This window comes from Actinomadura rudentiformis, from assembly GCF_008923185.1.
Classification (GTDB): domain Bacteria; phylum Actinomycetota; class Actinomycetes; order Streptosporangiales; family Streptosporangiaceae; genus Spirillospora; species Spirillospora rudentiformis.
In genome coordinates this window covers 21,156-33,767 of record NZ_WBMT01000033.1, presented here as the reverse complement: position 1 = coordinate 33,767, position 12,612 = coordinate 21,156, and the positions used below count along the sequence as shown (strand labels likewise).

Below are 12,612 nucleotides of genomic sequence, written 5' to 3'. Positions count from 1 at the left end.
TGACGGCCCGAATCGCCTAGGCCGTCGTTGTCGCAGGTGCCTGTGCCGCCTCGTGGAGGATCTGGTTGAGGAGCATCGGGGTGGCCTGGGGAGGCAGGGCCTGGTAGGTGATCTCGTTCATCAGCTCCAGGTATCGATCGGTTTCCGCTTGCTGGTCGGTGAAACGGGAGCCGATGAGCTGCTGGAGGTAGACCATGTCGGGAAGTTCTGGTTCGTCGAAGCGCACAGTGGTGACCGGTCCATAGCGGCCGGCGTGGCCGCCGCGGCTGAACGGAATCACCTGAATGGTGATGTTGGGCTGTTCGCAGGCCTGGATGAGGTGCCGGACCTGCGCGTGCATGCCTGCGGCGTCTCCAAGGGGGCGGCGAAGACAGGCTTCGTCCAGGACAGCCCACAACCGGAGCGGCTCCGGATGGGTGAGGGCTTGTTGACGGCACATCAACAGGCGGACCCGGCGTTCGACCTCCTCGTCCGGTGCGGCCGGGTGCAGTACCCGGAGTGCGGCGTGGGCGTAGGCGGGGGTCTGCAGGAGGTCGGGAATCACGTGGCCGTCAAAGGTCCGGATGAGGGCGGCGCCGTGCTCCAGGCCGAGATAGGTTTCCGCCGATCTGGTGACGATGTCGCTGTAGTCGTGCCACCAGCCCCGTACATCAGTCTGGCGGGCCAGATCCATGAACTCCTCCCGCCGGGCTGGGTCGATCACGCCGTACAGGGGCAGCAGGTCGGTGATGTCGCGGGTCTTGAAGCCGACGTGACCCCGCTCCATCCGGCTGATCTTGGACTGTGAGCCGCGGATCGCTGCCGCCGCCTTGGCGACGGAGACGTTGCCCTGTTCCCGGAGCAGGCGCAGCCGTGTCCCCAACAGCAGGCGCATCACCATCGGCCCAGGCCGCCGCGAATCGGCCGGACCACGCTCGGGATGATTCGGTGTCGTCCAGATCTGATCCATTGCCTGTTCGCCGCCTTGGTGCGAAGCCGTGCCGTGCTCTCTCACCCCTCACGTTAGCCTCCCCATCCGGAACGCACCGCTGATAACACCGGAAAACAGACAGCTGCCAGGACTGCCGGGCCATGCTGCGATCGGGCAGAATGAGATTCCACTTGCTCCGACTAAGGGAGTTTTCCCGTGACTGATGATTCCCCGGCGTTGCCAATCGATAAGAATGTTCCTCACTCGGCTCGGATCTGGAACCACTGGCTGGGCGGCAAGGACAATTACCTCATCGATCGCGAGGTCGGCGACCAGATCGCCGCGATGTTCCCCGGCATCGTGCAGACCGCCCGTCAAGATCGCGCCTTTCTGGGCCGCGCAGTCCAGTACCTGGTCGGCGAAGCGGGAGTCCGGCAGTTCCTGGACATCGGCACCGGGCTGCCCACCCACGACAACACGCACCAGGTCGCCCAGCGCATCGCCGGCGAGGCCCGGATCGTCTATGTCGACAACGACCCGCTCGTGCTGATGCACGCCCGTGCCTTGCTCACCTCAACCCCCCAAGGCGCCTGCGATTATGTCCACGCCGACCTGCGGGACCCCGAATACATCCTGGACGCCGCCAGCGGCACCCTCGACTTCGACCAGCCAATCGCGCTCATGCTGCTGGGCATTGTGCATTTCCTGCTTGACGACGACCATGCCCACGCCATCGTGGACAAACTCGTTCAGGCCCTACCCTCAGGCAGTTACCTGGCCATCGCTCACGCCACCGGGGATGTCGATACCGAGGACTCGCTCCGCTCCCTGCACCATTGGAATGAGCATGGCGAACCCAAGATGACCTTCCGCACCATCCCCCAGATCGCTAGCTTCTTCGACGGCCTGGAGCTGGTGGAGCCAGGTGTCGTCTCCTGCTCACGATGGCGAGCCGAACTCACTTCCCAAGGCCTGCCCCCCGAGGTCAATCAGATCTGCGGTCTTGCCCGCAAACCCTGATCGGGTGGCCCGGAGGTGAAACCCTTTTCCGGTCATGCCTCCGACGGCCGATCGCCGTTCAGCAACGCGGCCATACGCGCCGCGTTGCGCTGAGAATGGTCGGCGCAGCAGTTGTTGAAGATCACGTGCGTTGTCGCGGCGTCCGCAGCCAGTTCCTCGATGCGGCGCGCCCATGCCTGCAGTTCGTCCTCGCTGTAGAGATAGGCGAACTTGTCGTAGACGTTGCGGCTGTCCCACCGGGCGCTGTGCCCATGGAAACGCACGACCGCCAGATCGGACGTCACATCCAGCACCGGCGGCACCGAAGAGGAATGCCCTTGCGGCATGTCCACACCCACGTACGGCACGTCATGGCGCCTCAGGAACTCCAGCGTCGCGGCCTCGTTCTCCTCGTTCAGCCAGCTGTGGTGCCGGAACTCCACGCAGATCCGCACAGGCGCGCAGCGCTCCTTCACCTCAAGGATGTAGGCCCGGGTCCGTTCCCCGAACGGAAACCAGCGCGGGAACTGGAACAGCACCGCCCCCAGCTTGCGCGCCTCATACAGCGGCCACAGCGCGCTCAGGAACCGTTCCCACACTTCCTCCGCAACGTGAGCGGGCACGTCCTTGAGATATACCGACTGCTTGGCCGGCACCAACCCGCGCAGATCCTTGTAGAGCGCGGCGACCTTCGTGGGATGCTGCGTGAGCAGCGAGAACGCCTTGATATTGAACGTGAAGCCGTCGGGTGTACGGTCCCGCCACAGACAGGCGTTCTGCTCGGCGGGCGGCGCATAGTACGTCGCGTCCACTTCGACCAGCGGAAACTGCGTGGCGTAATACCGCAGCCGATCCTCGGCGGTCTTGATCGTGGGCGGATACCAACCCGATTCCAGCAACGTCTTGTCGGTCCAGGAGGCCGTGCCGACCAAAATTTGACCCATGCCGGAAAGTCTAGGAAATCCCTTTTACTTCCCTTGCCCCCGTCAAGGAATCGTCGGCGCGGAGAAGATCGCTCGCCGCGATCCCGACTGCCGACGTTCGGCAGCCGTGAACACCCGCAGAACGTTCCCGCCTGTCAGCGACCGGTCGATTGCCGGGCGAGCGTGAGAACGCCGGTGACCTGCACCCGCGTGAGACCGAGGTCGGCCCCGATCACCGCGAGGGTCTCCTCTTCCGAGGCGCTGAGCGGGCCGTCGGCGAAGGCGATCTCGGCGGCGGCGCCCAGGATGTTCTCGCGAGCCTCAGGTGCCAGCGCTCCGGCCGCGTTCGCGATCTCGACACGGATCTGGTCGAACGGGCGGGACAGGTCGTAGTCCAGCGCCGCGGGGTCAAAGGCATGGTCGCCTGCCCGCCGAACGACGGCGACGGCGTGCTCGCGGGCTCCCGGATGGGTGACATCGCCCGAGCGCAGCACCTGGGCGGCGGCCAGCCGCATGAGCAGGGCGGGCATCGAGGCGAGCTGGGCGGTGGTCGGCGCCTCGAGCACTCCCATGTTCCAGCGGCCCTTGCACGTGCTGCACTGAACGAACTCGCCGCCGGTCTTGTTGAGCGGGATCACCGGGATGAAGAACAGGCTGAAGAAGTTGCGTCCCTGCCGGCGCCGGTACTCCCGATCACCACCGCAGTCAGGGCAGTGGAAGACCCCCTTGCTCAGCGTGAAGTACACGACCTGCAGCCCAAAGATGATCAAAACATGCCCTTCCGTCGCCGAGGTCGGCCATCGTAGCGACAAACGATCAGAACAGCCCCTTCGTTTCCTGACACTCGCCAAGCCGGGCTCACACCCGTGGGGCGACCTCGAGTTGCTCCCAGAGGATTTCCAGCGGGAACGGGTCGGTCGCGTTCATCGCTGCTTGCTCGAAGGCCAGCGAAAGCCGGGTTCCCACCTTCTGGTGGTCCCGACCACGCTGTTCGCGGGGAACGACGAACCCGTCCACGATTTCCAGATCCCGTCGGATGTCCTCGTCGATCTCAAGGAACATCTCCCAGGTGATCGGGTCGTGCTGCTGTTCGTGCCAGACGGTCATGTTCCAGGCCTTCGGATCAGCGGACAACGGATCCGATCCTACGGGCGCCGGGGTGACCGTCACTGCAGGTGATGCAACGTGCCCCCGAGACCCGGAGCACAGATCGACACGCATCGTCGGGTGCAGGAGGACCTGAGCGAGTGCGAAGGCTTCCACGATCTCGTCGAGCCGGTTGTCTGGCATCTTCCGGACATCTATCCCAGGATTCGCGACAAGGTCGGCGATGACCCCTGACTGTTGCGGCTGTGCCGCTGCGATCCTGTGCTCGAAAATGCTCTGCTGTCCAGGCCGGTTCCGGTCAGTCCTTCTCATTTCTCAGGCCTTGCTGTGGTTGGACACTGGATTTTTCTCGGGCACCGATCAGCCGATGGGGATCCCATGACGAATCGTCTTCGTAAGTCTGGACCATTCCGCAGAATGCGCGGGATGGCGGTGATGACCGCGCTCATTGTGACCGTGCCGACGGGTTTTACGACGACTGCGGCACAAGCCCAGGGGGCCGCAAAACCCAACGCCGTCATCACCTGGAATAGCCACGCCGAGACCGCCGTCTACGAGGTCGCCCGGCAGTCACCGACCGCGTCCGCCCGCAGCTTCGCGATCGTGCAGGGCGCCGTGTACGACGCGGTCAACGCGATCGCCGGCACTCCGTTCAAGCCGTACCTGATCGCTCCGCGCAGCCGGCCCGGTGACTCCACCCCCGCGGCCGTGGCCGCCGCGGCCTACCGTACGCTCCTCTGGCTCTTCCCCGCCCAGGCCGACTCCCTGCGCGCACAGTACGAGAAGTCACTCGCCGCGATCCCCGACGGCCGTTCCGAGCGCGGCGGCATCGCGGTCGGCGAGGCCGCGGCCGCGGCGATGATCGATGCCCGCCGCAACGACGGCGCGTTCTCCGATGCGACCTGGCCCGTCGGCAACGCCCCGGGCCAGTGGCGGCCGACTCCGCCCGGCTTCCTCCAAACCGGCGCCTGGTTCGCCACCCTCAAGCCGTTCGTCATCGACGACGTCGGCGACTACCGCGCCCCAGGGCCGCCGGCCCTGGCCAGCGCCGCTTATGCCCGCGACCTGAACGAGGTCAAGACTCTCGGCTCGGCCACCAGCACGGTCCGTACGCCTGAGCAGAAAGAGGCAGCGATCTGGTGGGACGACCCGCGACTCGTGGAGTGGGCGATCAAGCGCCAGCTCGCCACGACCCACCGGCTCGGCACCCTGCAGACGGCCCGCATGTTCGCCATGGTGGACGTGGCCGCCGCCGACGCGCTGATCGCCTGCTACCAGGAGAAGAAGTTCTGGAGGTTCTGGCGCCCGGTGACGGCGATCCCGCTGGCCGACACCGACGGCAATCCGGCCACCGAGGCAGATCGGGACTGGACTCCGCTGCGGACCACGGCACCGTCGGCGGAGTACCCGTCAGGGCACGCCTGCTTCACGTCGGCGACCACGGCAAGCCTGCGGAAGTTCTTCGGTCGCGACAACGTCTCCTTCAGCGCCTACAGCGCCGACTCCGGAACGACCCGCCGCTACAACAGCCTTTCCAAAGCCACGGCCGAACTGCTCCAGGCCAGGGTCTGGGCCGGGGTGCACTACCGCTTCGCCTCAGTGGACGGCGATCGGCTCGGCTCAACCGTCACCCGCGACGTCCTCAACAACGCGTTCGTCCGTCGCGGCAACTGACGAGAGAAGATCGCTTCCTGACGCAGCCGATGGGCCGCACGGCCGAGGAGGACGCTCCAACTGGGTTGCGCATTCGGCGAACCTAGATTGCACGAATCAATGAAATAGCGATGGCTCCATCTGGGACTTCCAGTACATCCGAGTCCCGGGTGGAGCCGACGCTTCCGTATGTGAGAGTGCCAGCCAGGGGGCCGGTCCAGACAGACTTGCCCGGCCGGCCTCGGTCGTCGCCTACTTCCACACGACGGGCCCTGGCAGGGCCGCCTCGGCGGCGGCGACCGCCTCCGCCAACGTGTGGAATCCCTGAGAACTCGGCCAAAACGGGCGGCCGCCGTCATCAGGCCGTCCAGCCGGCAGATACTTCAGGTAGTAGAGGCGGCCCTCCTCGTTCAACTGCGGAACTTCTCCCGGTTCAAGATCACCGTTGGCCTCCGCAATGACGTGCCAGAAGTCGTAGTCGAGCATGACCACATTGACCGTCGTGGGCACGACGCCGTCATAGAGCCATACGCCCGCCGCCACGATTGACTCCACCCGACGAGCGTAACCACCATCAGAGCCCTGCGGACGCTTCTCAAACCCGGTCTGGTCAAGGGGCGATCGGGCTGGTCAAGACATCGATGTTGATCATCAACGTGTGGACGAGTCGGCCGACGCGCAGGCCTCCTGGGCGTAGCGGGCCAGAGGCCGTTTGACCGCTCAAGGCTTGATACGCAGGAAGTCGTCCAGGGCCAGCCAACCCTGTAGTCCGGCCGGGGGCCTTGGCTCGTCTATCTAGCAGGTCACGCTGCCGCGTTGTCGCAAGTGGGGTGGCGAACGCTAGCGGCCTCCACTGGAACTTGCTGGTTGTCGGCGCGGGCGCCGGTGCGTTCGGCGCCGATTCCGGCGGCGACCACGAAGGCGATTCCGGCGATGGGGACCCAGCCGGGTATCTGGTGGAGGAAGGCCAGTCCGATGACGGTGGCGATGGCCGGTTCCAGGCACATCAGCGTGCCGAACGCGGCGGTGGTGAGCCGGCGCAGAGCGATCAGTTCGAGGGCGAAGGGCACGACGGGCAGAAGTACGGCCAGGCCGAGCCCGGCCAAGAGAATCGGCAAGGAGAGGTGGTCCACGACCGAGGGGCCGGCGACGACGGTGGCCACGAGCGCGGCGACCGGCATGGAGACGGCGAGTCCGCCGAGCCCGGAGACCTGGTCGCCGACATGCTGGGTCAGCAGGATGTAGGCGGCCCAGCAGGCTGCGGCGGCCAGCGCGAAGACCACGCCGACCGGATCGCTTCCGCCGTGCCAGGGCTCGGTGAGCAGCAGGACACCCGCCGCCGCCAGCAGCGGCCACAGTTTGCTCCCGCCGCGTCCGCGGACCAGGGCGACGCCGAGCGGGCCGAGGAACTCGAGTGCGGCGGCGGTGCCCAGGGGCAGCCGTTCGACCGCGGCCATGAAGAACAGGGTCATGCCTCCCGTCGCCACCCCGAGCGCCGTGCATGCGAGCAGGTCGGCGCGGCTGAAAGCCGACGGACGGGGCCTCACGATGATCAGCAGCAGGATCCCGGCCCACGCGAGCCGCAGCCAGGCGACGCCCTCGGCGCCCAGCTGGTCGATCAGGCCTACCGAGACGGCCAGACCCAGCTGCACGCAGATCATGGAGGCCAGCACCATGAGGGCGCCGATGCCGGCGGCGGGTCTTGCGCCGGCGGACAAGGCAGGGGTCGGAGAGGAAAGGCTCGTGGTCATGACCCCAGTAGAAGGGAACGCGAACGTTCGTGTCCACGCGAGGATACTGGACATACCGTTCACGATTCATGAATGATGTGGAGGTGGACGTCCGTCGCCTGCGCATGCTGCTGGAGCTGTCCCGGCTGGGGTCGATGCGCGAAGTCGCCGAAGAACTGGGAACCACGACCTCGGCGGTGTCCCAGCAGATCGCCGCGCTGTCCCGGGAAACGGACACGGTCTTGATCGAGCCGCACGGCCGGCGGGTCCGGTTGACTCCCGCCGGCCGCCGCCTGGCGCATCACGCCGTGACGATCCTCGCCGCCGTCGAAGCGGCCCGGCTCGACCTGGACCCGGGAGCCGAACCGGCCGGCACCGTACGGGTCGCCGGTTTCGCCACGGCCGTACGCCGTTCGCTGCTGCCGGTCACGGCGAACCTGGCGACCGACCATCCCCAAGTGCGGCTGCGCATCCGCGAGCACGAACCCGCCGAGGCGCTGGCGCTACTGGCTGCGGACGAGATCGACCTCGCCCTGACGTACGACTACAACCTCGCCCCGGCCACCGCGGACCAGACTCTGGAGACCAGGCCTTTGTGGTCGGTGCCCTGGAGCCTGGCCGTGCCGCGCACCGCCTCCGTACCCCATGGTGACGCCCCGGAGGTGCTCGCAGCCTTCCGCGACCGAGACTGGATCGTCAACTCCCGCAGCAGCGCCGACGAGCAGGTCGTGGGCATCCTCGCCTCAATGGCCGGATTCCATCCGAGAATCACTCACCACGTCGACAGCCTTGAACTGGTGCAAGATCTGATCACCGCCGGTCTGGGCATCGGACTGCTCCCAGCCCACCAGCCCGTACTCCCGGACATCAGGCTGCTGCCACTGACCGGCCCGCGGGTGGAGTTGCGCTCGTACGCCGTCGTACGCCAAGGCCACAAACTCTGGCCCCCGGTGGCACTCGTCCTCGACCTGCTCGCCACCCACGCAACCAGCTCCGGCCGCGAAGCCGGGCGCAAGCAGGAAAAATGACAGCGTGCGTGGCGCGTCCATACGGAGGGCCTTTGCTCTGACAGGCGCCTCGGCAGGCACGTGGTCTTGTGGTGATGGTGTGAACGGCCGGAAGCTGTGCACGCGCCAGCGGGCGGGCGGACCCGGCCGGTGGTGTGACCAGCCGGGTCCGCCGGGGCGGTCAGGGGGCGTTGACGAGCTGGTGGGGCGGCACCTTCACCGTGCGGGCGCCGGGCGTGCCGCCGAGGATGACCTTGCGGAGCGCGACGTTGTTCTTCAGGTTGGACTCGAAGAGCCGGCGGTCGGGGTTGGCGATCACCTGGATGTAGTAGGTCCCGTTCGGCAGGTTCGTCACGTCGAACGACTGGCCGGGCAGGTCCTGGTTGTAGGTGTCGCCGCTGCCGACGTCCAGCACCTCGCGGACCGACAACGATGACAGGTCACCGCAGGCCGAGTGCAGATCGGTGTTCTCCGGCTTCCAGTTGGCGTTCTTGACCAGATAGTCGATCGCGTCGGTGTTGGCCAGGCAGAACGCCTCCTTCTGGCTGCGTACGACCTCGGTCTTGTTGGCCTTCAGCAGCCGGTAGCTGGCGAAGTCGGTGAAGTGCCAGTGCTCGTGGCCGTCCCGGGCGTCCCACTCCATGGTGCCGGTCTTGGCGTGGCCGACCTGCTTGCCCTTGGCGTCGTAGAAGTACTGGTAGGCGTCCATGAGGCCCTGCTTGACACGGAAGCCGTCCACGACGAGAGGGGATGGGCCCGCATTCCAGACGTTGGCGCTGAAAGCGAGATAATCCTTCTTCGCGGCTTTCGAGTGCGCGCCGCCGCGGCCGTGCCCGCCGCCGCGGCCGTGCCCGCCGCCCTCGCCGTCGGTGAGCTTGATGTTCCATGCCGGCAGGGAACGCAGGTCGGGCTTGGGGCCCTTGGGCACAACGTTGGGTCCGGTGGGCCGCGAGGCCGCCGCCCTGAGCGTGGGCGCCGACTTACGCGGCTGCGGGCGCTCGTCGTCCGGTCTCATGCGTACTGTGACCTTCACAGTCCTTGGTTTCGCGGGGATCCCGAACAGGTCCCGATAGGCCTTGTTGACGGTAAGGGTGGCCGTGTACGTGCCGGCCGCGAGCTTGACCGGCTTCTCGCTTTCGTCGCCCCCGGCGGCGATGGCCCAGTCGCGTTGGATTCCCCAGACCGACCCGAGCGTGAACGGATTGGCCGAGCAGCCCGCCGGATACGGGGACGTAGCCGGCCCGCCAGGCTTCGTCCGCGCGCCTTCACCGGCGGGGCAGACGCCCTGGTCGCGTTCGAGGACCTTCTTGCCCCGGGCGTCGGTCAGCGTGACGTGCAGGAACTTCTTCAGACCCAGGAAATCACTGACCATGCTGCGCGGCAGCGTCCGTGTCCGGACCTTGCCGCCCTGCCGGATGATCTGCGTCGCCACGACGGGATCGCCGTACGACGTGCGTTTGACGTGGATCTCAAAAGGCGCACCCGTGGCGCCCAGGTACGTGCCGAGACTCAACTCCACGCCGGGCGAGTTCGGAGTGGTGTTGAGGGTAACCGTGTTGGAGGCGACCAGGAGTTGGAGACCCGGCTTGGGAGGAGCGGCCGTCGCCGCCTGCGTTCCGCCGGCCGCAAGCAGGAGCATTCCGGCGGCGAGAGCGAGGGAACCCGCCGGACGAAGAGAACGGATGATGGGAATCCTCCAGACACATATTCGCGAGCTATCGCGCAACTTCGGGGCAGGCGGGGGTGCGGCCGCGAGCCGTTCCAATGAGGAACGCAGACCCGCGACCGCCTGAACTCCATGACTTATCTATAGATGTCCGAGAGGCTCCCAATGGTTGCCCAAAACTAAAAAGTATTCGCGCGGACACAAATCGTGATCGAGGCTGGTCGATCTGTCGCCTTGCGGCCGCCATAGTGCCATCCCGGCACGAGGTCCCAAGAATTCAGCTGACTTATCGCTCGATTAAAATGGCTAATTGATCGACGGCCTGGCCGAGCAGGATGGCCGAATAGAGTTCGCTGCCCCGCAGGTCAATCGGGCGCCCAAGAAAACGATCTTCCGGCTTCATGGCCGCCTTGCCCCGGCGCCAGCGTCGACCAGCACACAGCGCCACCACCCGCAGATCTCGGATCTCCACTCGCCCGCTGATAGCCGCCTGCTCCCGGCAGTGACGGCCTTCACCCCCGACCGCTGCCAGGCGCCGTCATCGCGCCCCAGCGTTCCTCCCGGCAAGCCATGGACGCCTGAACCTGCTGCCGATCTGCGACCGCCCGGAGGTCTGGGAGAGAGCGCGGTCCCTCGCCTCAACGCGCCCGGCGATGATGGCGCGCCGCACTCAAGGCCTCGCCCACCGCCAAGGCCGCTGGCGCCAAAGGGATAGCCGTCGTTCCAGCCGTCCGGACGTGCTGCCCACGGATGTCTTCCTGCGTCTGGGCATGGACAGCGCCATCGTCGGCATCACATGCGAGCCTTGGCACGGTGCCGCGCGCCAAGCATCAGCGGGGCCGCGGGCACGAAGCGAACCAAGTCGCCTTGTAGTGCGTCAGACGGACGCCAGTTCGTCCTTCTCGACTCAGGGAGGTTCCATGGGGAGCTCTCGGCTTGCTGGCGACATACCCCGCGTACCGCCCAAGCCGCTCACCGCCTGGCGTAAGCGAACGTACGGAGGCGCAGCGGAAAGGCCAGACCTAGGCTGTAGGGCGAAGGTGGACACTTGTCGATCGCAGGCGGCCGATGAGGGCAGGGTGCCCCGGTTCCGCCTCTACGAGGGGACACCATGACGAATCCTGTCCATCCGGTCCCCGTGGTATTCGATCCGGACATCCCCGAGCCTGAGCGAACGATCCTCGTCGCTCACGAGCGGATGCTGCCGCCGCCGTTCATCACGATTCCCCGGCCGCGATTCGGTGGGCGTGGACTGAAGGTGGCTGGCCTGGCGTTGGCGCAGGCTCCTGTGTGGGTTTACTTGCCGACCCTGGCGTGCTGGCCGTTCACCAAGTGGATCAGGCTCCTGGGCTTCGCGGCCCAGGTTGCGGTCTTCTGCCCCATCTTGTTCTTCGGCCTCTACGGCCTTGCCTTCAACACCGTGATCGGGGTGCCGCTGCAACTGATCGCATTCCTGGTCGTTCTGACGCTGTCGGGTGAGCCGCAGCTGCCAAAACTGATGCGTCGGTACCAAGGGCGGTACATCCGGCCCCAGGACCTGGATGACCAGGCGCAAGTATTGCTGGAACGTGCGCAAACTGCTGTGGCAACGGTGTTCGGCTCACACGTGCATCGCGAAGGACTGCTGGACGAGGTGCGCAACACAGTGACGCTTCCGCGCCAACTCTGGGACGTCGCCCAGACGCTTGCGGAGGTGAGCCGTCTTCGCGCGATGCAAGCGAGGGGATCACTTGGCCTGAGCACCCCGAGGGTCGTCGAGGCACTGAGACCGCAGCAAAAGGCATTGCATTTGGCAACCGAATCAGTGGCCAAACGCATCGAGTCGTTGGAAGGTTACGCCGCACGCACTCGTGCCGCTGATGAGGCACTGCTCGAGTTGCGCGCCATCCAAGCTTTGGCCGAAAGCAACGACGACTACCGCGAGCTCTTGGCCCGCACGGTCCGCGACGAGTTGGCCTTGGCCGAGATCAACGACTTGACCGAACGAGCACGTCTCATTGAGGAGGCTCTGCATGCGAGTGTCGAAGAGGCCCGCCGGGCGGGTCTCTCCATCGTCTCTAAGGCGAGCTAACGTCCGACTGGTGCATCGTCTCCCGAGAGCGCTCAGCATCATCGGCGCAAGCCTCCTGATAATCCAGATCATCTTCTGGGTCGGCGCCCTCACCGTGTAACAGCCCAATGACCATGGACTACCGGCATTGAGCAGGTCCCAGGGTTCGCTGTCCCAACGAGGACTCGGGCACATCGTCGGCTTTGCGCTCGTTAGGAAACCTCGCGGATAGTACGACCGCCGAAGCACCATGTCCATGTATTCGCTGACAGCATGCCGATCCCCCTCGCGGAGACCCGCCGCCAACGTGTCAATGCGACGATTGTGCTGCTCGGCCTCACGCTTGGCATCAGCCAGCTAGTGCGAACGCCGAGCGTCGATGACCTGGTCGTTCAGGCGTGAAAGCGGTCGGCCAGAGCATCAGTGTTGGCGGCGAAGACCCGCGCGTCGGCCGTCGCATCTGTGGCTACTTGCAGCCAGACGTTCGCTTGGATGAGCAGTTCTTTCCGCCTCGACACCAAAGGCCCTGGAGCTGGCACGGGTGGAGCGCCAGCCGTCGACCAGGCT

General features: G+C 66.1%; 13 protein-coding genes. 5 read left to right on the top strand and 8 right to left on the bottom strand.

Annotated features, from left to right (window positions below):
- Positions 1 to 16: 16 nt before the first annotated feature.
- Positions 17 to 874 carry a helix-turn-helix domain-containing protein gene (locus F8566_RS46800; protein WP_225994168.1) on the bottom strand — a complete coding sequence of 286 codons (858 nt, stop codon included), beginning with the start codon at positions 872 to 874 and terminating at the stop codon, positions 17 to 19.
- A gap of 252 nt (positions 875 to 1,126) precedes the next feature.
- Here F8566_RS46800 and F8566_RS46795 point away from each other — a divergent pair, with 252 nt between their 5' ends.
- Entirely contained in the window at positions 1,127 to 1,930 is an 804-nt protein-coding gene (locus tag F8566_RS46795) for an SAM-dependent methyltransferase (protein WP_151570433.1), read from the top strand.
- A 32-nt stretch (positions 1,931 to 1,962) separates the two neighbouring features.
- Here F8566_RS46795 and F8566_RS46790 read toward each other — a convergent pair whose 3' ends face one another.
- From F8566_RS46790 to F8566_RS46780, 3 genes are all read right to left on the bottom strand, one after another.
- Positions 1,963 to 2,841 (bottom strand): DUF72 domain-containing protein, encoded by an 879-nt coding sequence (locus tag F8566_RS46790; protein ID WP_225994167.1) that lies wholly within the window; start codon positions 2,839 to 2,841, stop codon positions 1,963 to 1,965.
- Between the two features lie 146 nt (positions 2,842 to 2,987).
- Positions 2,988 to 3,602, bottom strand: a complete 615-nt coding sequence (locus F8566_RS46785) for a TerB family tellurite resistance protein (protein WP_192810251.1) — start codon at positions 3,600 to 3,602, stop codon at positions 2,988 to 2,990.
- An 88-nt stretch (positions 3,603 to 3,690) separates the two neighbouring features.
- Entirely contained in the window at positions 3,691 to 4,251 is a 561-nt protein-coding gene (locus F8566_RS46780; protein ID WP_151570426.1) for a hypothetical protein, read from the bottom strand.
- A 114-nt stretch (positions 4,252 to 4,365) separates the two neighbouring features.
- On the opposite strand from F8566_RS46780, the gene F8566_RS46775 reads away from it, so the two are divergent.
- Positions 4,366 to 5,613, top strand: a complete 1,248-nt coding sequence (locus tag F8566_RS46775) for a vanadium-dependent haloperoxidase (RefSeq protein ID WP_225994166.1) — start codon at positions 4,366 to 4,368, stop codon at positions 5,611 to 5,613.
- Positions 5,614 to 5,844: 231 nt separating this feature from the next.
- On the opposite strand, the gene F8566_RS46770 is transcribed toward F8566_RS46775, so the two are convergent.
- Entirely contained in the window at positions 5,845 to 6,147 is a 303-nt protein-coding gene (locus tag F8566_RS46770; RefSeq protein ID WP_151570422.1) for a hypothetical protein, read from the bottom strand.
- A 248-nt stretch (positions 6,148 to 6,395) separates the two neighbouring features.
- Entirely contained in the window at positions 6,396 to 7,343 is a 948-nt protein-coding gene (locus tag F8566_RS46765; RefSeq protein WP_225994165.1) for an EamA family transporter, read from the bottom strand.
- Between the two features lie 68 nt (positions 7,344 to 7,411).
- Between F8566_RS46765 and F8566_RS46760 the strand changes: the two genes are divergently transcribed.
- The gene (locus F8566_RS46760; protein WP_225994164.1) at positions 7,412 to 8,350 is read left to right on the top strand and encodes a LysR family transcriptional regulator; all 939 of its coding nucleotides are present in this window, start codon (positions 7,412 to 7,414) and stop codon (positions 8,348 to 8,350) included.
- Positions 8,351 to 8,510: 160 nt separating this feature from the next.
- Here F8566_RS46760 and F8566_RS46755 read toward each other — a convergent pair whose 3' ends face one another.
- Both F8566_RS46755 and F8566_RS46750 read right to left on the bottom strand, forming a co-directional pair.
- The gene (locus tag F8566_RS46755) at positions 8,511 to 9,968 is read right to left on the bottom strand and encodes a lysyl oxidase family protein (protein ID WP_151570420.1); all 1,458 of its coding nucleotides are present in this window, start codon (positions 9,966 to 9,968) and stop codon (positions 8,511 to 8,513) included.
- Between the two features lie 313 nt (positions 9,969 to 10,281).
- On the bottom strand, positions 10,282 to 10,467 hold the full coding sequence (locus F8566_RS46750; protein ID WP_151570418.1) for a hypothetical protein: 186 nt from the start codon (positions 10,465 to 10,467) through the stop codon (positions 10,282 to 10,284).
- 639 nt (positions 10,468 to 11,106) lie between these two features.
- Here F8566_RS46750 and F8566_RS46745 point away from each other — a divergent pair.
- Together F8566_RS46745 and F8566_RS52520 are read left to right on the top strand one after the other, a co-directional pair.
- Positions 11,107 to 12,066, top strand: a complete 960-nt coding sequence (locus F8566_RS46745) for a hypothetical protein (protein ID WP_151570417.1) — start codon at positions 11,107 to 11,109, stop codon at positions 12,064 to 12,066.
- 252 nt (positions 12,067 to 12,318) lie between these two features.
- On the top strand, positions 12,319 to 12,447 hold the full coding sequence (locus tag F8566_RS52520; RefSeq protein WP_264159548.1) for a hypothetical protein: 129 nt from the start codon (positions 12,319 to 12,321) through the stop codon (positions 12,445 to 12,447).
- Positions 12,448 to 12,612 lie beyond the last annotated feature (165 nt).

Bases quoted from the DNA above. Each gene is read 5' to 3' on its own strand.
- F8566_RS46800 (WP_225994168.1), bottom strand. From the start codon at position 874: ATGCGCCTGCTGTTGGGGACACGGCTGCGCCTGCTCCGGGAACAGGGC.
- F8566_RS46745 (WP_151570417.1), top strand. From the start codon at position 11,107: ATGACGAATCCTGTCCATCCGGTCCCCGTGGTATTCGATCCGGACATC.
- F8566_RS46755 (WP_151570420.1), bottom strand. From the start codon at position 9,968: ATGCTCCTGCTTGCGGCCGGCGGAACGCAGGCGGCGACGGCCGCTCCT.
- F8566_RS46760 (WP_225994164.1), top strand. From the start codon at position 7,412: ATGAATGATGTGGAGGTGGACGTCCGTCGCCTGCGCATGCTGCTGGAG.
- F8566_RS52520 (WP_264159548.1), top strand. From the start codon at position 12,319: ATGCCGATCCCCCTCGCGGAGACCCGCCGCCAACGTGTCAATGCGACG.
- F8566_RS46765 (WP_225994165.1), bottom strand. From the start codon at position 7,343: ATGACCACGAGCCTTTCCTCTCCGACCCCTGCCTTGTCCGCCGGCGCA.
- F8566_RS46775 (WP_225994166.1), top strand. From the start codon at position 4,366: ATGGCGGTGATGACCGCGCTCATTGTGACCGTGCCGACGGGTTTTACG.
- F8566_RS46780 (WP_151570426.1), bottom strand. From the start codon at position 4,251: ATGAGAAGGACTGACCGGAACCGGCCTGGACAGCAGAGCATTTTCGAG.